Origin of the sequence: Devosia algicola (assembly GCF_028816455.1) — a bacterium.
Taxonomy (GTDB): domain Bacteria; phylum Pseudomonadota; class Alphaproteobacteria; order Rhizobiales; family Devosiaceae; genus Devosia; species Devosia algicola.
The window spans coordinates 265,541-285,674 of sequence record NZ_CP118246.1 but is presented as its reverse complement, the minus strand read 5'-3'; the positions used below and the strand labels follow the sequence as shown (position 1 = coordinate 285,674).

Annotated in this window: 23 protein-coding genes and 1 pseudogene; 16 read left to right on the top strand and 8 right to left on the bottom strand. The window is 57.1% G+C overall.

Translation table 11 applies throughout. The features are described from left to right. Positions 1-18: 18 nt before the first annotated feature. Genes PSQ19_RS01505 through PSQ19_RS01490 form a run of 4 tightly spaced genes read right to left on the bottom strand, consistent with a single transcriptional unit; the run spans position 19 to position 2,056 of the window. Positions 19-345, bottom strand: coding sequence for a biotin/lipoyl-binding protein (locus tag PSQ19_RS01505; protein ID WP_282219331.1), 327 nt, complete (start codon positions 343-345; stop codon positions 19-21). Continuing rightward, entirely contained in the window at positions 338-1,231 is an 894-nt protein-coding gene (locus tag PSQ19_RS01500; RefSeq protein WP_282219330.1) for an ATP-binding cassette domain-containing protein, read from the bottom strand. Before PSQ19_RS01500 ends, PSQ19_RS01505 begins: the two co-directional genes overlap by 8 nt. Beyond that, the gene (locus PSQ19_RS01495) at positions 1,231-1,428 is read right to left on the bottom strand and encodes a 6TM ABC transporter family protein (RefSeq protein ID WP_282219329.1); all 198 of its coding nucleotides are present in this window, start codon (positions 1,426-1,428) and stop codon (positions 1,231-1,233) included. The genes PSQ19_RS01500 and PSQ19_RS01495 overlap by 1 nt, the downstream gene beginning before the upstream one ends. Before the next feature lie 7 nt (positions 1,429-1,435). Beyond that, positions 1,436-2,056, bottom strand: coding sequence for a type I secretion system permease/ATPase (locus PSQ19_RS01490; protein ID WP_282219328.1), 621 nt, complete (start codon positions 2,054-2,056; stop codon positions 1,436-1,438). A 374-nt stretch (positions 2,057-2,430) separates the two neighbouring features. On the opposite strand from PSQ19_RS01490, the gene PSQ19_RS01485 reads away from it, so the two are divergent. From PSQ19_RS01485 to PSQ19_RS01465, 5 genes and pseudogenes are all read left to right on the top strand, one after another. Beyond that, complete coding sequence (locus PSQ19_RS01485) at positions 2,431-2,931, top strand: acyltransferase (protein ID WP_282219327.1); 501 nt, start codon at positions 2,431-2,433, stop codon at positions 2,929-2,931. Further along, positions 2,928-3,966: pseudogene (locus PSQ19_RS01480) on the top strand (Gfo/Idh/MocA family protein). The gene PSQ19_RS01485 and the pseudogene PSQ19_RS01480 overlap by 4 nt, the downstream one beginning before the upstream one ends. Beyond that, positions 3,963-5,066: a DegT/DnrJ/EryC1/StrS family aminotransferase gene (locus PSQ19_RS01475; protein ID WP_282219326.1), complete on the top strand. Its 1,104-nt coding sequence runs from the start codon at positions 3,963-3,965 to the stop codon at positions 5,064-5,066. Before PSQ19_RS01480 ends, PSQ19_RS01475 begins: the two are co-directional and overlap by 4 nt. Positions 5,067-5,134: 68 nt before the next feature. Then, the gene (locus tag PSQ19_RS01470) at positions 5,135-6,109 is read left to right on the top strand and encodes an NAD-dependent epimerase/dehydratase family protein (protein WP_282220771.1); all 975 of its coding nucleotides are present in this window, start codon (positions 5,135-5,137) and stop codon (positions 6,107-6,109) included. Then, positions 6,106-7,290, top strand: a complete 1,185-nt coding sequence (locus PSQ19_RS01465; protein ID WP_282219325.1) for a DegT/DnrJ/EryC1/StrS family aminotransferase — start codon at positions 6,106-6,108, stop codon at positions 7,288-7,290. The genes PSQ19_RS01470 and PSQ19_RS01465 overlap by 4 nt, the downstream gene beginning before the upstream one ends. On the opposite strand, the gene PSQ19_RS01460 is transcribed toward PSQ19_RS01465, so the two are convergent. After that, entirely contained in the window at positions 7,287-8,834 is a 1,548-nt protein-coding gene (locus PSQ19_RS01460; RefSeq protein ID WP_282219324.1) for an O-antigen translocase, read from the bottom strand. The genes PSQ19_RS01465 and PSQ19_RS01460 overlap by 4 nt on opposite strands. Before the next feature lie 433 nt (positions 8,835-9,267). Between PSQ19_RS01460 and PSQ19_RS01455 the strand changes: the two genes are divergently transcribed. Both PSQ19_RS01455 and PSQ19_RS01450 read left to right on the top strand, forming a co-directional pair. Then, entirely contained in the window at positions 9,268-9,993 is a 726-nt protein-coding gene (locus PSQ19_RS01455; RefSeq protein WP_282219323.1) for a right-handed parallel beta-helix repeat-containing protein, read from the top strand. Next, positions 9,932-11,185, top strand: coding sequence for a M10 family metallopeptidase C-terminal domain-containing protein (locus PSQ19_RS01450; RefSeq protein ID WP_282219322.1), 1,254 nt, complete (start codon positions 9,932-9,934; stop codon positions 11,183-11,185). Before PSQ19_RS01455 ends, PSQ19_RS01450 begins: the two co-directional genes overlap by 62 nt. 24 nt (positions 11,186-11,209) lie before the next feature. On the opposite strand, the gene PSQ19_RS01445 is transcribed toward PSQ19_RS01450, so the two are convergent. Then, the gene (locus tag PSQ19_RS01445; RefSeq protein WP_282219321.1) at positions 11,210-12,190 is read right to left on the bottom strand and encodes an FkbM family methyltransferase; all 981 of its coding nucleotides are present in this window, start codon (positions 12,188-12,190) and stop codon (positions 11,210-11,212) included. Between the two features lie 517 nt (positions 12,191-12,707). Here PSQ19_RS01445 and PSQ19_RS01440 point away from each other — a divergent pair. Together PSQ19_RS01440 and PSQ19_RS19620 are read left to right on the top strand one after the other, a co-directional pair. Continuing rightward, on the top strand, positions 12,708-13,058 hold the full coding sequence (locus tag PSQ19_RS01440) for a helix-turn-helix domain-containing protein (protein WP_282219320.1): 351 nt from the start codon (positions 12,708-12,710) through the stop codon (positions 13,056-13,058). Beyond that, entirely contained in the window at positions 12,985-13,182 is a 198-nt protein-coding gene (locus PSQ19_RS19620; protein ID WP_407649058.1) for a LuxR C-terminal-related transcriptional regulator, read from the top strand. The genes PSQ19_RS01440 and PSQ19_RS19620 overlap by 74 nt, the downstream gene beginning before the upstream one ends. A gap of 100 nt (positions 13,183-13,282) precedes the next feature. Here PSQ19_RS19620 and PSQ19_RS01435 read toward each other — a convergent pair whose 3' ends face one another. Further along, entirely contained in the window at positions 13,283-13,678 is a 396-nt protein-coding gene (locus PSQ19_RS01435) for a DUF930 domain-containing protein (protein WP_282219319.1), read from the bottom strand. Between the two features lie 4 nt (positions 13,679-13,682). After that, complete coding sequence (locus PSQ19_RS01430; protein WP_282219318.1) at positions 13,683-14,099, bottom strand: hypothetical protein; 417 nt, start codon at positions 14,097-14,099, stop codon at positions 13,683-13,685. A gap of 321 nt (positions 14,100-14,420) precedes the next feature. Here PSQ19_RS01430 and PSQ19_RS01425 point away from each other — a divergent pair, with 321 nt between their 5' ends. From PSQ19_RS01425 to PSQ19_RS01395, 7 genes are all read left to right on the top strand, one after another. Beyond that, on the top strand, positions 14,421-15,479 hold the full coding sequence (locus PSQ19_RS01425) for an ABC transporter ATP-binding protein (protein ID WP_282219317.1): 1,059 nt from the start codon (positions 14,421-14,423) through the stop codon (positions 15,477-15,479). Between the two features lie 194 nt (positions 15,480-15,673). Next, positions 15,674-16,336 (top strand): extracellular solute-binding protein, encoded by a 663-nt coding sequence (locus tag PSQ19_RS01420; RefSeq protein WP_328517788.1) that lies wholly within the window; start codon positions 15,674-15,676, stop codon positions 16,334-16,336. 1 nt (position 16,337) lies between these two features. After that, entirely contained in the window at positions 16,338-16,787 is a 450-nt protein-coding gene (locus tag PSQ19_RS01415) for a type 2 periplasmic-binding domain-containing protein (RefSeq protein ID WP_282219316.1), read from the top strand. 71 nt (positions 16,788-16,858) lie between these two features. Then, on the top strand, positions 16,859-17,779 hold the full coding sequence (locus PSQ19_RS01410; RefSeq protein ID WP_282219315.1) for a carbohydrate ABC transporter permease: 921 nt from the start codon (positions 16,859-16,861) through the stop codon (positions 17,777-17,779). Next, a complete protein-coding gene (locus PSQ19_RS01405) occupies positions 17,776-18,639 on the top strand; it encodes a carbohydrate ABC transporter permease (RefSeq protein ID WP_282219314.1) in 864 nt (287 codons plus the stop codon). Before PSQ19_RS01410 ends, PSQ19_RS01405 begins: the two co-directional genes overlap by 4 nt. Then, on the top strand, positions 18,636-19,313 hold the full coding sequence (locus PSQ19_RS01400) for an N-acetylmannosamine-6-phosphate 2-epimerase (protein WP_282219313.1): 678 nt from the start codon (positions 18,636-18,638) through the stop codon (positions 19,311-19,313). The genes PSQ19_RS01405 and PSQ19_RS01400 overlap by 4 nt, the downstream gene beginning before the upstream one ends. Then, positions 19,310-20,125: a BadF/BadG/BcrA/BcrD ATPase family protein gene (locus tag PSQ19_RS01395; protein ID WP_282219312.1), complete on the top strand. Its 816-nt coding sequence runs from the start codon at positions 19,310-19,312 to the stop codon at positions 20,123-20,125. The genes PSQ19_RS01400 and PSQ19_RS01395 overlap by 4 nt, the downstream gene beginning before the upstream one ends. Positions 20,126-20,134: the final 9 nt, after the last annotated feature.

The window sequence follows — 20,134 nt, the reverse complement described above, 5'->3', positions numbered from 1 at the left end:
AGCTGGGAAAGAATGACCTCAAGGCTCTGCCCGAATGGACACATCGTCCAGTTGGATCAAGACTTGACCGGCCTCGACGTGCTGGTTGTTGTGGACCAAAATCTCGCGAACGATACCGCCCTCGGAATATTGGACTTTTCGGGAGCCCCCTTCAGCCACCACGACGCCGTTGGCAATCACTGCGCCTTCAACGTTTGTTGTCACGGCCCAGCCACCAAGTCCGATAACGAGCGCAACCAATACACCAACGCCCAGCAGCGCGTGATTTTTCAGGCTGGTAAAATTACCGCTGGCAGTCGGCACTTGTGCATTCTCATTGCCGCTGCCCATCAATTGCTTAAGCACTTTGTCTCCTATCGATGGTGGGCGGCGCGGAAATCTGGCTCAGCACGGCATCCTTGTTGCCGAAGGCGACCTGTCGGCCCTCACGCATAAACAGAACCTTATTAAGGGCGGCAATGGCGCTGGGTCGATGGGCGACCACAACGACAATGGCGCCGCGACCGCGTGCATCGGCGATGGCTTCGGTTAGTGCCTGATCGCCGTCCATGTCGAGATTTGAGTTCGGCTCATCCAGCACCAGAAGAAACGGGTCGCCATAGAGGGCGCGCGCCAGCCCGATGCGCTGGCGCTGGCCAGCGGACAATATAGAACCATTTTCGCCAACCCGGGTTTCGTAGCCATCGGGCATAGTAACAATCAGATCATGCACCCTTGCGGCGCGTGCCGCCCGCAGGATGGCTTCGGTGTCGTGGCTGGCACTGAACCGTCCAATATTGTCGGCGACGGTACCCTCGAGCAATTGCACTGTCTGGGGCAAATACCCGATGGCGGCGCCCAGCCGAACGGGATCGAAGTGGGCCAATTCCGAGCCATCAAGGCGTATCGAGCCGCGCAACACTGGCCAGACGCCAACAAGGGCCCGCGCAATTGAGGATTTTCCCGAACCCGATGGGCCGATTATGCCGAGTCCATCACCGGCGTTGAGGGTCAGATTAACGTCAAAAACCACCGGACTGCGCCGTGCGTCCGGTCCAGTGAACAACCATTCCAGTGTCAGTTTCTCAGTTGGTAACGGCAGTTGGGTCGGGCGCTGCGCCACGGCGCTGAGCGCCAGGACCTGCACCAATCGCGCGGTCGCGTGACGGGCATTTACGAAATTGCGCCATTGCGAAACCACCTGTTCTATGGGTGCGAGCGCCCGGGAGGTAAGAATTGACGCGGCGATCATCAGACCGCCGGTGATTTCCCCCGGATCACCAGATATGCACCCACCGCCAGCACGGCCGATTGAAGAAGATAGCGAACGCCCTTGGTCAGTGATGCGTAGAAGGCGGTCCGGTCGGAGGATCTTTGCTGGGACTGCGCGTACTGGTGCGCGGCACGCTCCCACCGCGATGTCACGCCGGTGATCATGCCCATCGCCATGATCGATTCAGCGTTCGTTTCCGCATCGTTGGTCAGGCCACCTCGCTCGATGGCGGCGGCCGTGGTTGCATTGGCCGGGCGACGCGAATGCAGGCTCGTTGATGACCAAAAGGCCCGCGATCAGCACGCCCCCCCCAATGTAAACGCGCCAAGCAAGGGATGCAGCATGAACGCGACCATTACATATATGGGAATCCAGGGCAGATCGAGCAGAGCCTATCGGGCCCGGGCCGGATATGAACGCCCGCAAAACATCGAGATCATGAATTGGATTTACGCGGCCGGCCTGTGTCGACACCAGCCGCAGCCGAACAGCTGCCTGAAACAGGGATTGCGCGAACCGGTCGTGAATCAGCCCGCCGAGGCGAATTGCCATCCGCGCGCGGATCCATTCAATCAACGCATAAAACCCGTACAGCACGATTACCAGCGTTGTCAGGGCGATCAACGTGTCGGTTGAACGGCTCGGCAGCACACGATCATAGACCTGCAGCATGAATACCGAGCCGGTAAGCATAAGGATGTTTGAGGTGACGCTGAGCGCAAACAGTACAATGATCTGGCCACGCGCCAGCGCGATCAGGCCGAACACCGGTCGGGATTCAACACCGCTTTGAATGGTCGCCAACTGCCGTCCTTTCGACTGCTCCGGTAGAGACGGTACCGAGCGGGTGCTCATTAAGTGCCAAATCATGTCTCAATTGAGGACACCAGAGCGTGAACCGGATATTTCCCGAACTCCATAAATTGAAGAAACTAGACTGGCACTGTTGGCATCGCCCAAAAGGAGTCGAGGTGTGACGACTAAATCCGATGGGCTATAAATTGGCTTGTGTTGCTGCTCCGATACCAAAACTTTAGCTAGAGCGCCCCCAAAACTAGCCTAACCCCATAGGCTCTATTGAGAAATTGCGATAAGCGCCGAGCCTGATAGCCTTTTGAACGCAACCGGAAAGTTATCAAACCGCGCGCGCAGATTGATGGGGGCTTGGGGAATACCAGATGCTAGAGCGCGTTTCGCTGGGAGAAGGAGTGGTCATCCACAAACCCGAACTCGTCAATCTCTATGACTGTTCAATCGGCGCTGGTAGCCGGGTCGGCACCTTCGTTGAAATTCAAAAGAACGCCCAAATCGGTCGAAACTGCAAGATTTCGAGTCACAGCTTCATCTGTGAAGGCGTGACCATCGAGGATGGCGTGTTCATTGGTCACGGGGTGATGTTCACCAACGACCCCTACCCCCACGCCACCAACGATGCGGGGCAATTGCAGGGTAGTGGTGACTGGCAGGTAATTGGCACACTGGTTCGTACCAACGCATCGATTGGCAGCAACGCCACAATTCTCGCGGGCATAACGATTGGCGAAGGCGCCCTGGTGGGCGCTGGCGCCGTCGTGACGCACGATGTTGCGCCTGGCGCCGTGGTCGCCGGGGTGCCCGCCAAACAGATTGCACAAAACACATCCACGCCAACCAAACGGGCCGGAGGGCTACAGCGATGATCGGGATCGGGGTTATTGGCTACGGATATTGGGGGCCAAACCTGGTTCGTAATTTCTGTGATATTCCAGGGGTGCAGGTGCGTTGGGTATGCGACCTGAGAACCGAAAGGCTGGCCGGGTTGCGCCTTCGCTATCCCGCCGTGGGCATTACTGAAGAAGTTGATGAGGTTCTGCGCGATCCCAAGGTGGATGCGGTTGCCATTGCAACGCCGGTCTCGTCGCATTTTGACTTGGCAATGCGTGCCCTTCGCGCTGGGAAGCACGTCTTTGTGGAAAAGCCGATCACCGCCACTGCCGAACAGGCAGAACGGTTGAATGACGAGGCCGACCGCCGAGGCCTGACGATCGCGGTGGATCATACGTTCATTCACACCGGCGCGGTCAAGAAATTGCGCGATCTGATCAAGAACGATCTGGGCGACGTCTATTATTATGACTCGGTCCGGGTAAATCTGGGAATTTTCCAGCGCGATGTCAGCGTCATGTGGGACCTGGCGGTACACGATCTCTCGATCATGGATTTCGTACTCGACGCCCGGCCGCGCGCCGTTTCGGCCATCGGCATGTCTCATGTTGCGGGGGTGCCGGAGAACATCGCCTATTTGAACCTGCATTTTGACTGCAAGCTGATGGCGCATGTACATGTGAATTGGCTGGCACCGGTCAAAGTTCGGCGCACCCTAATCGGGGGCAGCAACAAGATGATCGTCTATGATGATCTGGAGCCGAGCGAAAAAATAAAAGTCTATGATCGCGGCATTACCGTGGACCCCATGGCACCGCGCGCCAGCGAGCGCATCAACCAGATGCGGATCGGCTATCGGGCTGGCGATATGTTCGCCCCGCAGGCTCGACGTTACCGAGGCATTGGGCTGCGAGCTGCGCGAGTTCGCCGCCTGTATCGAGAATGGCACGCGACCAACCGCCGATGGGGCCGCCGGATTGCGGGTGGTACGCATTCTGGAAGCTGCCAGCCAGTCCATGGCAAAAGGTGGTCAAGCAATTGAACTGCCCAAAGAGCTGGTGCCCGCATGATCCCGTTTCTTGATCTCAAAGCGCAATATGCAACCATTGGCAAGGATATCGAGGCTGCGGCGCTCAGGGTGCTTCGGTCGGGCCGCTATGTGTTGGGCGACGAGGTGACAGCGCTCGAAGAGGCGTTTGCCGCGTATTGTGGCGTCAAGCACGCCATCGCGGTCAATACTGGCACCAGCGCCCTGCATCTGGCATTGCTGGCAGCGGGCGTCGGCAAGGGCGACGAGGTGATCACCACCCCGTTTACCTTTATCGCCACGGCCGCGGCCATCCGATATATCGGCGCGCGGCCGGTATTCGTCGACATCGACCCGGAAACCTTCAACATCGATCCGGAGCGTATTGAGGAGGCGATTACGCCGCGAACGCGGGCTATCGTGCCGGTTCACCTCTACGGACAAATGGCAGAGATGGACGCGATTTTGTCTATCGCCAGAAAGCATGATCTGGCTGTTGTTGAAGACGCCTGCCAGGCACATGGCGCGCAATATGATGGCCATATGGCCGGTAGCATGGGGCTTTCTGGTTGCTTCAGTTTCTATCCGGGCAAGAATCTGGGCGCATGCGGCGAAGGCGGCATGGTGGTTACCAGTAGCGACGAGCAAGCGCAAAAAATCCGCATGTTGCGCGATTGGGGACAAGACCGGCGCTATCATCATATTGTTGAGGGCTACAACTATCGGATGGATGCCGTTCAGGGCGCCGTTCTCGCGGTTAAATTGGGCCAACTCGAGAGTTGGATCGAGGCGCGCCGGACACGGGCGCGACTATATGGCCGAGTGCTTGCCGGTTCGGGCCTGGGCGTGCCGCTCGAGGCGGACGGTCGGCGCCATGTCTGGCACATTTTTGCAGTCCGGACGCAGGATCGCGAACAGTTGCAGAAAATGCTCGCACGCGAAGGCGTTGAAACCGGGCTGCATTATCCGGTGCCGGTTCACCTGCAACCAGCATTTGCCGACCTGAAACTTGGGCGGGGCAGCTTTCCGATGGCAGAGGCGGCGGCCGACAGCGTGCTGTCGCTACCGCTTTATCCGGAAATGGATTTGCAGTCGGTCGAAATCGTCGGTGCGCTCCTGCAACAAGACGAATTTGCCGCTTGAGGCAATAGCTACAATTGCGGCCAAACGGAACGAAATTGAACGTGCGACAATCAACAGAGGGCAAGATCATGCAGGGCAAGCGGATACTGATCACCGGAGGTGCGGGTCTGATCGGCTCTCATATCGCAGATCTTGTGGCACAACAGGCGCCAGCCGAAATTATCATTTTCGACAATTTCGTGCGCGGCCGTCGCGAAAATTTGGCCCACGCACAGTCGATTACGCCGCTTACGATAATCGATGGCGACATTCGCGATGCGCAATTGCTGACCAAGACCATGGATGGGGTTCATCTGGTTTTTCATCAAGCCGCCATACGCATCACCCAGTGCGCCGAGGAACCACGGTTGGCTCATGATGTGCTCGCCACCGGCACCTTCAATGTGCTTGAGGCGGCGGTAGAGGCAGGTGTCGAAAAAGTCGTGGCAGCGTCGTCGGCCTCGGTACTGGGGGCCGCCGACATTTTTCCGACCGACGAAACGCATCATCCCTATAACAACAGGACGATCTATGGGGCAGCCAAGGCCTATAATGAGGGCTTGCTGCGCAGTTTCAATGAAATGCATGGCCTTAAATATGTAGCCTTGCGATATTTCAACGTTTATGGCCCCCGCATGGACGTATACGGGGCCTATACCGAAGTGCTGATCCGTTGGATGGAGCGCATTGCGGAGGGTTTGCCGCCGATTGTCATGGGCGACGGCAAGCAGACCATGGATTTTGTGCATGTGGCTGATATCGCCCGAGCCAACGTGCTGGCGGCGGCGTCTGATGAATCAGACGCGGTATTCAATGTTGCCAGCGGCGCGGAAACCGGCCTTGGCGATCTCGCAACGGCGCTGCTGAGTATCATGGGGTCATCGCTTGAACCGATCCACCAGCCCGCTCGCAAGGTCAATCCGGTCCCACGGCGTCTGGCCGTGACAGAAAATGCCGAGCGGGCACTCGGCTTTAAAGCAGAAATTTCAATGGAACAGGGGCTAAGGGACTTGGTCGCGTGGTGGAAAGCCGAGCGGCAGACCGAACGGGATAACGTTGCATGACCACCCCCTTTCGTCAGATCCCGGTTGCCAAGCCCGTATTGGGCGAAGCAGAAGCGGACGCTGCCCGCCGGGCCATCCTGTCGGGTTGGGTGACCCAGGGCCCCGAAGTTGGCCACTTCGAAAATGAGTTCGCCGCCTATGTAGGCGCGCCGAATGCGTGCGCTGTTTCCAATTGTACAACGGCGCTGCATCTGGCGCTGATGGCCGTGGGGGTTGAGGCCGGTGACGAAGTGATCACTGTCAGCCACTCCTTCATCGCCACGCCAAATGCAATACGCTATTGCAGGGCGACCCCGGTGTTTGTGGACATCGAAACGGATGGTTTCAACATTGATCCCGACGCTATCGTTGCGGCGATTACGCCAAAAACACGCGCCATTCTGTGTGTGCATCAGCTTGGTATGCCCTGCGATCTGCGACAGATCATGAAAATTGCGCGCCAGCACGGCCTCAAGGTGGTGGAAGACGCCGCCTGCGCAACCGGTAGCGAGATTATTTGGGACGGAAAGTGGGAGCGCATCGGCAAGCCACATGCTGACATCGCCTGCTTCTCGTTTCATCCACGCAAGGTGGTTACAACCGGCGACGGCGGCATGCTGACAACGGCAAATCCGGACTACGACCGCAAGTTTCGGCTATTGCGACAGCATGCGATGAATGTTCCGGACACAGTTCGGCATGGTTCCAAGCAGGTGATATTCGAAGAGTATGACAGTGTTGGCTACAATTATCGCATGACCGATGTTCAGGCGGCGATTGGCCGCTCCCAGATCGAGCGGTTGCCCGATATAATATCGGCACGCCGTCGCCTCGCCGCGCTTTATACCGCGCAACTGTCGCAAATTGAGGGGATTCGGCCCCCGACTGAGCCAGCGTGGGCACGCAGCAACTGGCAAAGCTATTGCGTCGGGCTGCCACGGCAAGCCGATCAGGTCGTGACAATGCAGGCCTTGCTTGATCGCGGCATTGCCACGCGTCGGGGCGTAATGAACGCCCATATCGAGCCAGCCTATCGCGGCCAAAATCTCAGCCGGAGCGCAGGATCACTGGAGAACTCTTTGGTTGCGCAAGGCTCGTCGATCATGCTGCCGCTATTTGTGCAGATGAGTGGTGACGATGTGCACTATGTCACCTCGGCACTCGAAGAGGCCTTGAGCGAGATTTTAGTGCCGGCGCTCTAAGCGCGCCCTGGCGCTAATTTGGGTTGATGGCGCAACAGAAAATATATCAGCGGCCGCAGCGATTCCGGTATCCACTTTTGTGGCACCAACCCGATCAGTTGCGAGGACGAAATCCAGCATGCCAAAATTGTCCCGGCCATGGCGATTGCCAGACCGAGCCAATATGGCGCCATTTCGACAGCGATCAGCACAATAATGGTCAAGCCAAGGAACAGGGATCCGAGCGCGAAATTTTCCTTCGACCAGCGAAATCCCGACATGCGGCGCACCAGCAGGTAAATCAGCAAGCTGTGCCAGATATAAAGCCCGACAAACGCAACCCCTGCCCCCGCCAAACCAAATGTGCCAAGCAGCAGCCATGCCAGCCCGACATGAACGGTGCTGGCTGCCACCTCGGTCCAGAAAAACATCGTCTGCGCGCCCTTGGCCAAGATAATGAACCCCATGGGCCAGGAGACAACCCGCAGCAACATTCCAAGGCAAAACCACCGAAGTAGAGGGACCGCGTCGGCGAACTGTGCGGTGTAAAAAATCGACATGACCAGCGGTGCCAATGCCAAGGTGCCGAGCAAGCCTGGACCAGCCAGAAGAATGCTGACTCGCGCCTGCTCGTTGACGGTGCGATTACAGGCTTTGTTGTCGTCGCTGATGGCAGAGAGGCGGGGATAGAAATCCGTGCCCATCGCCTGGAGGATGAACCCTATATAGATTCCCGCTAGTGCCCAGGCCGCCTGATAATTGCCGGCAGCGTCGACACCGTGCTGCTGCACAATGAGAATGCGGATGACAAACGCCGCACCCGCCGTCAGGAAGCCACTGGCCATGAAGGCGAAGCCGAGCTTTAGGAGGGCGCCGGTCTCAGCGGTAAACTCGGGCAGTGTCAGTTTGACCTTTGGCAGCTGGATTTTTCGGCAATACCAGAGCGCGGCTACCCAGGTGGTCAACCCCAGTGCCAGCAGCGACGGCACGATGCCCGCCTCGCCGAAAAAGTAGACCAAGGGAATGGCAGCAAGAGTATTGAGAAGCGCGCCGGCGATGGTCATCCGGGCAAGGTCCCCGATCCGCCTATTGCCTTGTATGATGGCGATTGGCGCACCCGCAAGGATACGAAGCAGCACCGCGCCGCCGATCAGCATCACCGCCGATGCCCGCACGTCCGTGCCGAAGGTGATTGTTGAAATGGGTGCGGCGAGCGCGACAACCAGCAGCGCGCCGATAATGCCGAGCACCAATGAGGCAACTCTGAGCACCTTTGCAATCTTGGCAACCTTGACCAGATCGCCACTGGCGGTCGCCACCGCGACCTGTCGCACACCGCTGGACTGAATACCGAACCCGGCCAGATTGGCGCAGAGGTCAACGACAACGAAATAGAGGCCAAACAGACCCACACCCGCCGGTCCGAGCAGCACCGCCAGCACTTTGAGGCGCACTACCGACAATATCATGCTGACGACCGAGGAGGCGCCGATCAGCGAGGTCGATCTCAGGATATTCCGGTAGGGCGAGTCGTCATCTTCCTGCTCAATTGTGTCGTCAGCCACCCTATTCCCCAACCTTGGCGCATACCGCACAAGTGTCGCAACACTGGGGATCGACCGCAATCGCCAGAAAATAGCGAACAAGAAGAATTGCTTAGATCAAATGGCTTAGCGCAATTGGAAAAAATTAGCGCGAAATAGCTATTATTGAGAATGATAACCCAAAAGAGCTAGTTTTGTTGCTTACTGGCAACACAAAAGGTCTATAACGTCGGAATTCGCAGGAAATCCCCAGAAATGTGTCGGTGATTGTCCGCGAATCAATCACAAATTTGCGATGAGCCTTCAAACGCTTATGCGGACCGATCGGTTCCATCCGGATCGAAATTTGTCAGAAGCAGGGCACATTGTCTGCATTCTGGGCAAAAACTGTCCTCTGCTGGCCCGATTCCTCCACCAGATAATGCGGCGTGATCAACACAAAGAGGATTATTAAATGGCTGGATGGCCGGATTCAACAAACACTGGCGTACCCGACGGCGTAACCTTGTTACCGTCGGGTTCGATCATCGTAACCAAGCCCGGGACCGTTATCTCGGGTCTAGACATCAAGGGCACCGTATACATCGATGCGGATAATGTAACGATCGAGAACTGCAAGATCACCTCGAGTAGTTATTCGGTAGTGCAGATTAAAACAGGCAGCAATGGCGTTGTCGTTCAGGACTGCGAGATCAACGGCGTTGGCTCCAACAATGACGGCAGCCACGGCATTAACGGCGTTGGCACCTTCTTGCGCAACGACATCTACAATGTGGAAAATGGCATCAATGTCGGGGCCGGTAGCGGCACCGTTATTGAAGGCAACTATATTCACGATCTGAAGGCTACCGGCTCGCCGCATTATGATGGCATTCAGATCGATGGGGGCCAGTCCGATATCCTCATTCAGAACAACACTGTCATCAACGATCACGGCCAGACCGCCGCGGTCATGATCGACAATTATTTCGGTAGTGTCTCGAACGTTGTCGTCACGAACAATCTCCTTGTGGGCGGCGGCTACACCATATATTCGGACGGCCAATTTGGCGGCGGCAAGCTTTCGGGCATCGAAATCACCAACAACCACATCGGTGGGGGTTATTATGGTGATCTCAATGCCAACAGCAGGCTCGCCGGTCTATACCGGCAACATTCTGAACGCCGAAGGCATCGTTGACACGCTTAACGGCAATGGCAATGACACCAGCGGGGGGCCTGACGTTAGCCCACCAGTTACCGAACCGGTCCAGCCACCGGTCACGGAACCCGCGCAACCGCCAGTAACCGAGCCAACCCAGCCGCCTGTCGATAACACTTCCTCAGCCACTAATGGCGCGGATCATCTTGTCGGCGACGCTGGCAACAATACCATCGACGGCAAAGGCGGCGACGACTTTATCGACGGTGGTGCAGGCGTTGACACGCTGACCGGTGGCACCGGCCGCGATACATTTGCGTTCCACAGTGTCAACGATATTGGTGCCAGCCCCGGTGTCCGAGACGTCATCACTGACTTCGCCCAAGGACAGGACAAGATCGATTTGTCGGCCATTGATGCCAACAGCGATTTGTCTGGCCATCAGGGCTTTACCTTCATTGCGGAGGACAATGGCAGTTTCACCAAGACTGCGGGCGAACTTGCCTGGCATACCGACGACAATGGACACACCCTCATCCAAGGTGACGTTAACGGCGATGGCTACCATGATTTCGAACTTGAGCTGACCGGAGAAATATCCCTGACGGCCAACGATTTCATTGGCTTGAACGGCGGCAACAATAGTTCCCAGTCCGGCGGCGGTTCGCAATCGGGTGGTGGTGATGCGGTGACCCCTCCTCCGGTGTCTCCACCCGTAACGCCCCCTGTTACGGCGCCTGATGTTACGCATGAGCTGGTGTCAGGCACGTCACACAACGATCGGCTTAAGGGCGGATCAGGCGATCAGCATCTCGAGGGCCTATCCGGCAACGACCGCCTCATTGGCGGTGCGGGTAACGATATTCTTGATGGCGGCACTGGCCGTGACGTCATGACGGGCGGTGCGGGCAACGATGTGTTCCTGTTCAAAGCCGTGTCCGATATGGGCACATGGAGCAGTTCGCGGGACATGATCCGCGACTTTACCCAAGGCGAAGACAAGATCGACCTTTCGGGGATCGACGCCAATACGCTGTCGTCCGGTGATCAGGGCTTCACGCTCTTGGCGGGGGACAATCAGGCGTTCAGCCATACGGCTGGAGAACTGGCCTGGCGCACGGCGGGAAACAAGACGATTATCCAGGGCGATATTGACGGCGACGGTGTGCACGATTTTGAGATCGGCCTCAACGGCTCGATCCATCTCGACGCCGGTGACTTCATTTTATAGTCCAACAATTATTCAGTGGCCGGCTCATTTGCTGGCCACTGGCATATGTTCGCCCTGAGTGCGAGGTTTGCCCGTGTCCAGCGGGCGTATCATTACCTTGCCGCCGACCAAGTCCTCCACAGTTTCAGAGCGTATGGCAATAATATGCCGAGCCGGCCATGGCCGATGCGCCAGCACCGAATTTGCATCAAACGCGGTCACCTCAAACAGGGTGACATCGGGCGGATGGTAATAGAAGAAACGATAGCCCAGCTTGGCGATGGTTTCGTAGATGCCCAGTGACGGCAATCCCAACAGCATGATCAATATATCGGCCTGACCGGCAGCAAAGCACGGCATTGCCCCTTCAAGCACGGCTGGTTCAAAGCCGGCGACATTGATCTTGAGTACATTGACGTGCTCTAGCCCCAATGAGTGCAATGTCGCTTCCAAGGTATTCACCGGTACTAGTTCGCTTGACCTATCGCCGTCGTCGGCGCTGACCAATTGGCTCATCCATGTCTTTGGTGCCGTTTCAAACCGCCCCATTTCCTGCCGGTTCGATAGCGCTGCCTGATGCACCGTCACCTTCGACGCTACGCCATTGCGAGCAAGGTTGCGTTCAAGGGTGGCGATATTGGCGCTACTTGGCTCGAAGGCGTGGACGATGGCGTTCGGCAATGCCATGGCCGCAAATAACGAAAACTGGCCAATCGCAGCGCCGACATCGATAATTTGCCAATCTGGCTGCCCAATTGTCCGCAAGAAAGCGAATTCCGGGTCAATATAGTCGCCAAAAGTCACCAGCGTTGGGGGGAACTGTCCTGGATAGTCGAACTCCAGTGTCGGCCCCGACTTCAGTTGCACTTCTGCGTGAACGGGCCGACGAAACCAAAGTTTGGTAAATCGTACGATCCCACGTGCGGTAGCCAATGGGCCCACAGCGCGGACGCCCCAACCAAATTTTCCACCCGCAACGCGCAGGCGCGCTGCCATCGTTAACACATTTTTAATGTTAATTTTCATCACCTTAGCCTGCACAGCCTTGAGCGCAAGTGACCATCCCCAAGTTGTATCGGGTGCCGCTGTCAGTTCAGAGTAGTGGGTGGGCCATAAGGTGTAGCGCTATAGGTCAAAGTCGACCCGAGTCACGGCTGTGTCACGCTGAATGCAGTAAGTTGGTCAGGTCAAAGGTAGATTAACTACCAGACGCCATTGGGGAGAATTGTTATGAGTGAACAAAATGGCTTTAATACGGAAACGGGGATTTACGCTGTTTGGGATACGACTCCCTCACAAGATCCAGAAGGTCGCGACGGCATCTTGATGCTTGCCGACACAGGGGTAACATTTCAGAGCCTTACTTAAGTCGGCTCAGCAGGGTTTTCCGCATCTAGGCGTTACGCTGTGCAACCAGCTGCCGGACGAGGACCCGGCTCAATTTACGCCTCGCCTGATCCTTCTGGATGCGCTGGCGTTTCGCAATATCACCAGCTTGCTGTCACAGTGCCGCGAATACTATCCGAACACACCAATCGCTCTGATGGTTGAGGGCGGGTGGAACGAAGATCCGGCACTGCGCGCCATCGTGGCAGAGCGAGCGATCCAGGGATTGCTTCCATTCAATCTTCAGATGAACGTCTGGCTTGCTGCTGTTTGGCTGCTACTGAACGGGGGAGAATATTTTCCCAGTTCGATTGGTCCGAAGTCGGCAGCGCGAAGCTTTCTGACCCGGCGTCAGCAACATTTGAGTTCAGACCGTTCGGCGACCGAAACCATGTTGTCGACCCGCGAGGCCGAAGTGCTCGAGTTTGTGTCCGATGGGCTGCAAAACAAGATCATTGCCGCCAAGATGGAGCCTGTCGGAGCACACGGTGAAGGTGCATGTGCATAATATCATTCGCAAGTTGAAAGTACACAATCGTACCCAGGCGGCCGCAGTATTTCGGTCGTTTGATCGACGCGCGGGCCATGAAATAATGCCCAGCAACCAGACCAGCGCCATGCGGTCCAGCTAAGAAAACAGGTGAGCACGGCGGATATTCGGCCTGGTAATCGGAGTCAGAAGCGCAAGCTTTTGCCCGAGCACCAGGCCGAAACGCGTTGACGGGTTGTGGGTTAATCGTCGTCAAAATCTTCGGCGATGAGATTATGTTCTTCCCATTGGTTTTGGGGAATTGCATCACCAACCCTAAAGCTGAAATCCGCGACGCTTTGTAAATCCGGCGCAGCGGTGCAAATGAGACTGATTTGATACCATTTGCGGTTGGACCGAAACGCCCCGTCTGGCGCCGTCAGCGTTAAATCGGTCAACCGGGTTTCCCCAAAGGCCGCCGGGGCCAAGGAGTCGGCCTGATATTGCGGGTCCCACAGGCGAATTTGCTCAAGCGCTTCGATATTGCAGAGTTGGGTAACGCGTTCTTCCGGCCCCAATAATGGCAAGGTATCGCGAATTTCCCGGTTCTTCGGATCGGCCAGTATGTCACCGGAGAAATAGGTCGTGGCATGAACCATCTGCTCAGATTTCGGCTGATCCGGCGGTGGCGCTGGAGGGCTGACCGATTCTGACCGGTGAGGGTGTCTCGATGGCGTCGGCCGGCACAGCCATGGGCGTTGGGCCAGGCGCGGTAGCAGCTTCATATTGGCCGGGCGAGACGATCTCCACGACAATGGGGCGGTCGCGCGGGCGTTCCAGCGGGCGTGACGGCAGAGAGAGCCCGATGGCCAATAGCAACAGGTGCACAACGCCAGATACGAGGAGCAATTTGACCGGCATGCCGAGTACATGATTGTGGCTGTGCTCTGGTCCTGATGGGGTGGCACCGCCCAAAAGATCGCCGAGACCACCAAAAGATAGTGCATAGACGGCACCCGGCATTGCAGTGGCAAGCAGAGTACGGGGGCGCAATCGCGTGATCCATCCCGGTACAGCCATCAACTTTTTTCCGGCGTTTGTTGGTGTGGCATGCTAACGTTCGGGATCGGCGTAGCGGACATATTGAGGGCCGATAGCGACAACGCCAACCAATAATACAGCGCGTTGTATGGGGCAAACGGGCGTGGAGCAATACCCTCGCCACTGCACGAACAAGTGCGCGGTATCACGGTGGATTGTTGGCGAGACCAATTTCTTCATTGATTGGTTAGAATCCACGCGGAATTGCGGCGACCCCCTTTACACCGGGCGCTGAGTGGTCAATGAATAGGTATTAGATTGGTATTGCATTCGGCTTGAATTGGTTTGAGGTGTGAGCATTTGGCACGACTAGTCCTGCGTGGGGTAAAAAAGCGGTTCAAGACCACCGATGTACTGCATGGCATTGATCTGGAGATCGGTGACCGGGAGTTCGTCGTTTTCGTTGGTCCATCGGGCTGCGGAAAGTCAACCCTGCTGCGGCTGATCGCCGGGCTTGATCCGATTACAGAGGGCGAATTTTTCCTCAACGAGCAGCGTATGAACGATGTTGCGCCCTCCAAACGCGGCATTGCCATGGTGTTCCAGTCCTATGCGCTATATCCGCATATGGATGTCTACGAAAACATGGCGTTCGGCGCCCGCCTCATGGGACTCGACAAGACCGAGGTCGAGGCGCGCATTGCCGAGGCCTCCCGTATGTTGCGGCTTGACGAATTGCTCAAGCGCAAGCCGCGCGAATTGTCGGGTGGCCAGCGCCAGCGTGTCGCCATCGGCCGGGCGCTTGTGCGCAAACCCGAGGTGTTCCTGCTTGATGAACCGTTGTCCAACCTGGATGCGGCACTGCGCTCCGACGTTCGGCTGGAAATAGCGCGCCTGCATCGCAGCATTGGTGGCACCATGATCTATGTAACGCATGATCAGGTCGAAGCGATGACGCTGGCTGACCGGATCGTCGTAATGAATTTGGGCCGCATTGAGCAGGTCGGTTCGCCGCGTGAACTCTATGAAACGCCTGCCAACACCTTTGTAGCAACCTTTATCGGGTCGCCCAAAATGGCGCTGATAGATGTTATCCGGCAGGGCGATCGCGTGGGGATCGCAGACGGCGGGAGCATCGGGCTGTCCAACATGCCTGATGCTGGTGACCGGCTCAAAATCGGGCTGCGCCCCGATGCATTGACCATTAGCCCGGACATGGACTCCGAGGGTTTTTCGGCGTCCGTAGTCTATACCGAATATCTGGGTGACAATGCCTATGCCTATGCGCGCTTGGCCGACGGCACCTTGATCAGCGTGCGCACGCCCCCAACCAGCTCTATGAACCGGATGAGACCGTGCGGGTGTCGGTCATCGAGCCAGCGGCACATTTCTTTTCCGCCGAAGATGGTCGGCGACTGAGCGTTTGATGACGCTCACCGATTCAACCCATCGCCAATAGTGAATAATCAGGAGAGGAATTAGACCCATGAATACCAACATAATTCGACTTGGCGCCCTGCTTGGCGCTGCACTGGTCGCCATGCCCACGTTTGCCCAGGATCTGACCCTTTGGAGCCTGGCGCCAGGAAGACCGCGCCCAATATGAACAGTTCATTGGCGCGTTCGAGGCCGAAAATCCCGGCATCACGGTAAAGTTCGAAACCTTCGAGGCCGCCAACTATAATACCATCCTGTCGACCGCTCTGGCGGGTGGCACCGGCCCCGACCTGATGATGGTACGCGCCTATGGTGGCCTGGAAAATGTTGCCTCGGCTGGGTATCTGATGCCGATCAGCGCCGAGAACGTGCCTGCTCTGGCTGATTTCGCACCCGCTGCTGTTGAAGCGGAAACCATGCGCTCGGACGGCAAGATTTACGCCGTGCCATTCGCCAGTCAGACCATGCTGGTGATCTACAACAAGAAAATGTTTGCCGACCTGGGGCTGGAAGAGCCGAAAACCTGGGACGAGTTCATCGCCCTCAGCCAGAAAATCAAGGATAGCGGCGTCATGCCATTTGCCAACGGCACGGCAACAGCGTGGCAAAACGAAACCATCGTTTCGGCGTTGACCTCGTCGATCATGGGCAAGGGCTTTTACGATGATCTGGTTGCCGGCAAAGCCGATTTTACCGATTCTCGCTATATCGAAGCGCTGACCAAGTTGAAGGACATCAGCGCCTTCTTCCCTGACGGGTTCATTGGTCTGGACTACGCGTCGTCCCAGCAATTGTTCAGGCTCTGGTCTAGCGGCAATGTTCGCCGGTGGATCGTTTGAGTTGGCAACATTCAAAACGCTCAACCCTGATCTTGATCTTGGCGTGTTTGCGGCCCCCGGCATGTCGGCGGACGATGCCAAGCTGGTTGGTGTGTTCTTTGATGGTGGCTATGCCGCCAACGCCAACGGCGAGCACAAGGAAGCCGCTGTCAAGTTCTTGAACTACGTGGCCAGCAAGGAATTTGGACAGGCGTTCGCCGACTCTCTCAACAATATTTCTACGGTTCCAGGCGTGACCTTCTCGAACCCGCTACTGCAGGAAGTCTCTGATCTCAACAAATCGGCTATTCCCTACATCATGCTGGTTCACTTCCGTTACGACGAACCCTCCGGCTCCGTATTGCTGCAGGGGGAAGTGCAAAAGCTGATGGCAGACCAGACAACACCTGAAGCTATTGGCACCGCGCTCACCGATGGTCTGGCTGCCTGGTACAAGCCTTTCCAGAAGTAAGGACGAACAGGCTGGCCGGACTGCACGCGCGTTCGGCCAGCGCCTGTTCTATTGATCGATGAGAGAATAACATGGCCCGATTGCGCCTGACCGGACGCGGCATGTGGATCACTGCATTGATCGTGCCGCCGCTCGCCTTTGTGGCACTGTTCATTGTCTATCCGATCATTTCGGCATTTGCCTATGCATTTTACGACTGGCAGGGCCTGTTGCGCGGTGATTTTGTCTGGTTCGATAATTTTCACAAGGTGTTGTTCGTCGAGCCCTATGCTAGCTGGACCCGCAACGCGTTCACCCACAATATCATGGTATTTTTCGCGCTGATGGTGCTGCAGAACGGCGTTGGCTTCTTGCTGGCGTATGCCTTGTGGCGCGAACTGCCGGGTGCGCGCTTTCACCGGATCGCGGTGTTTCTGCCCGTGGTTTTATCGACCATCATTGTCGGCTATTTGTGGAAACTGTTCCTGCATCCACTGTTTGGCGTGGTCAATCAGAGCGCGCGCGCCATCGGCCTGCCCTGGCTGGCGCAACCCTGGCTGGGACAGGATTCAACCGCGCTCTGGGCGCTGATCTTTGCCAATGCCTGGCATATGGTCGGCTTTCCGACCCTGGTGTTTCTGGCTGGCATGCAGCGCATCCCCACCGAAATTCTCGATGCGGTACGCATGGAAACCCAGAGCGAATGGGTAAAGATCCGCAAGATCGTCTGGCCGCTGGTAGCGCCAAGTGCGACCGTTGTATTTGTTCTTTTGTTCGTTGGGGCGTTCAACTGGTTCGAACTGCCCTATATCATGGCGGGTCTGGACGGTTCGCCTTACGGCTCAACTGACGTTCTGGGCCTTTATTTCTACCGAACAGCCTTTGGCAACGTATCGTCGGGTCAACAGGATTTCGGGCTGGGCAGCGCCTTGGCCGTCCTGATCTTTGTGTTCATCGCTGCTGTCGCCAGCGTCATCACGGTCCGCCTGCGGGCGCGGGAGATACAGGTATGAGCGCGACCGCGACGACCTATTATGATCGCAAGGGCATCATCGGCACGCTCGGTCGCGATGGCCTGCTCCAGATCATACTGGTTGCCAATACATTCATCATGCTGGCGCCGATCATCATCATGATATTCTCGGCGTTCAAATCCAACATGGAAATATTCCAAGCCCCCTTCGCCCTGCCCGACTTTGGCAATGTGGGAAATTTTGTGAAGATATGGACCCAGACCAATTTCGTCCGCTATCTGTTCAACTCGTTTCTGGTGACCGGCAGTTCGATGGTGTTGATCCTGACACTGGGGACAATGGCGGCCTATGCCATCGCGCGGTACCAGTTTTTCGGCGCCAGCTTCATCCTGATGTTTTTCATCGCCGGGCTGACGCTGCCGCTCAAGCTGGCGATCATTCCGCTATTCATGCTGATGCGGGACATCGGCATTCTCAACAACCAGCTTTCGCTGATTTTCGTTTATACCGCCATGGGGTTGCCCACCACGGTGTTCATCATGACCGGTTTTATCCGCACCTTGCCCAATGAGTTGGAGGACGCGGCGCGCATGGATGGGGCCAGCGAGGCGCGCATCATGTGGTCGGTCATGTTACCACTTGTGCGCCCGGCCATGGTGATCGCGGGTATTCAAAATGTGGTGCCGATCTGGAACGATTTCTTCTTTCCGCTGGTCTTCATCCAGAATGACGATCTCAAAACCCTGCCTCAGGGATTGACAACTTTCATGGGCGAGTACAACACCGACTGGGGCGTCTTGTTCTCCGGGCTGACACTATCAGCGGCGCCAATTATCCTGATCTATATCGTTTTGTCGCGGCAGTTCATCAGCGGTATGACCTCGGGAGCGATCAAGTGAGTGTGCTTTTAAAGCGCGATGGCTTGATCGTTTCGTGCCAGGCCCGCGCCGACAATCCGCTGCATGGTCCCAGTTTCATGGGCGCAATGGCGCTCGCGGCGCGCGACGGCGGCGCTGTTGGCATTCGCGCTAATGGTGCACAAGATGTTCAGGCCTGCAAAGCCGCGGGATTGCCGGTGATCGGCATAAGCAAAGTGTTCACCGATGGCGTACCGGTCTATATTACGCCAAGCCGCGAGGCGGCTGAAGAACTGGCAAAAGCGGGGGCCGATATCGTGGCGCTCGACTGCACACCGCGTGAACGGCGCGGCGATGCCCCCGAGACGCTGGTGCGCTACATTCGAAACGATTTGGGTCTTGAGGTTTTTGCCGATATTTCAACCTTCGATGAAGGCCTTGCCGCCGAACAGATGGGGGCGACCTATATTTCCACTACGCTTTCTGGATATACCAGCTATACCGAACCCAAGCCTGAGGGACCGGATCTGGCGTTGATCGAGGCGCTGGCGTCGCGGCTGTCGACGCCCATCGTTGCCGAGGGCCGCTTCAACACACCACAATTGGCGCGTAGTGCGCTCGTTGCGGGTGCCCACGCCGTGGTTGTCGGCACCATGATCACCAATCCGCGCGAGATTACCCGCGCCTTTGCCCAGTCCCTCGCGGCGCGGCCATGAGCGGCAGATTTATCGGCATTGATATTGGCGGCACGGCATCGCGCTGGGCGGTCGTTGATCAAGACGGGGAACTGATCGCGCGCGGGGCAGCCGCCGGGGCGACAGGCCATATATTCAACCCGATTGAAAGGGCGCGCCTGACAATGACGCTGCAAGCGATTGGGCAAGAATGCGGCGCGCACTTACCCCTGGATCAAGCTAGCCTGGGTATTACCGGCTACGGCTCGGGCGCACAGGGCGAGATTGCCGCGCTGGTTGGCTCGACGCTTAACATCGAGCCGAAACGGGTTGCAATCAGTGACGACATGGAGTTGGCCTATCGCGCCGCCTTTGCACCCGGCACCGGCCATCTGATTTCGGCAGGTACCGGATCGATTGGCTTGCATATCGCCCGGGACAATTCGGTCATTCGCGTCGGTGGCCGTGGATTGCTGATCGACGATGGCGGTTCGGGCACATGGATAGCGCTGGAGGCCCTCAACCAGCTTTATCGTCGCATTGACGAGACGGGCGGTCCGGCCGACGCTGCCATTCTCGCCGAGGAACTGTTTGACGCCATGGGTGGCGCGGATTGGGACGCGGTGCGCACTTATATCTATGGTGGCGACCGGGGCCGGATCGGTGCATTGGCACCGGCTGTAGCCACGGCGGCGTCGCGGGGTGATCAGGTCAGCTTGGCAATTTTGACCGACGCTGGTGTGGAGCCTGGCCCGCCTTGGCCGGGCTCTTGCCGGTCGAACCGGATCAATGCCAATCGGCTATGTGGGTGGCATTGTGAGCTTGCATCCTGCCCTCAAACAAAGCCTGATTGATGCATTACA

Bases quoted from the DNA above. Each gene is read 5' to 3' on its own strand.
- PSQ19_RS01500 (WP_282219330.1), bottom strand. From the start codon at position 1,231: ATGATCGCCGCGTCAATTCTTACCTCCCGGGCGCTCGCACCCATAGAA.
- PSQ19_RS01495 (WP_282219329.1), bottom strand. From the start codon at position 1,428: ATGGCGATGGGCATGATCACCGGCGTGACATCGCGGTGGGAGCGTGCC.
- PSQ19_RS01485 (WP_282219327.1), top strand. From the start codon at position 2,431: ATGCTAGAGCGCGTTTCGCTGGGAGAAGGAGTGGTCATCCACAAACCC.
- PSQ19_RS01475 (WP_282219326.1), top strand. From the start codon at position 3,963: ATGATCCCGTTTCTTGATCTCAAAGCGCAATATGCAACCATTGGCAAG.
- PSQ19_RS01470 (WP_282220771.1), top strand. From the start codon at position 5,135: ATGCAGGGCAAGCGGATACTGATCACCGGAGGTGCGGGTCTGATCGGC.
- PSQ19_RS01465 (WP_282219325.1), top strand. From the start codon at position 6,106: ATGACCACCCCCTTTCGTCAGATCCCGGTTGCCAAGCCCGTATTGGGC.
- PSQ19_RS01455 (WP_282219323.1), top strand. From the start codon at position 9,268: ATGGCTGGATGGCCGGATTCAACAAACACTGGCGTACCCGACGGCGTA.
- PSQ19_RS01450 (WP_282219322.1), top strand. From the start codon at position 9,932: ATGCCAACAGCAGGCTCGCCGGTCTATACCGGCAACATTCTGAACGCC.
- PSQ19_RS01445 (WP_282219321.1), bottom strand. From the start codon at position 12,190: ATGAAAATTAACATTAAAAATGTGTTAACGATGGCAGCGCGCCTGCGC.
- PSQ19_RS01440 (WP_282219320.1), top strand. From the start codon at position 12,708: ATGGTTGAGGGCGGGTGGAACGAAGATCCGGCACTGCGCGCCATCGTG.
- PSQ19_RS19620 (WP_407649058.1), top strand. From the start codon at position 12,985: ATGGGCTGCAAAACAAGATCATTGCCGCCAAGATGGAGCCTGTCGGAG.
- PSQ19_RS01435 (WP_282219319.1), bottom strand. From the start codon at position 13,678: ATGGTTCATGCCACGACCTATTTCTCCGGTGACATACTGGCCGATCCG.
- PSQ19_RS01430 (WP_282219318.1), bottom strand. From the start codon at position 14,099: ATGGCTGTACCGGGATGGATCACGCGATTGCGCCCCCGTACTCTGCTT.
- PSQ19_RS01410 (WP_282219315.1), top strand. From the start codon at position 16,859: ATGGCCCGATTGCGCCTGACCGGACGCGGCATGTGGATCACTGCATTG.
- PSQ19_RS01405 (WP_282219314.1), top strand. From the start codon at position 17,776: ATGAGCGCGACCGCGACGACCTATTATGATCGCAAGGGCATCATCGGC.
- PSQ19_RS01395 (WP_282219312.1), top strand. From the start codon at position 19,310: ATGAGCGGCAGATTTATCGGCATTGATATTGGCGGCACGGCATCGCGC.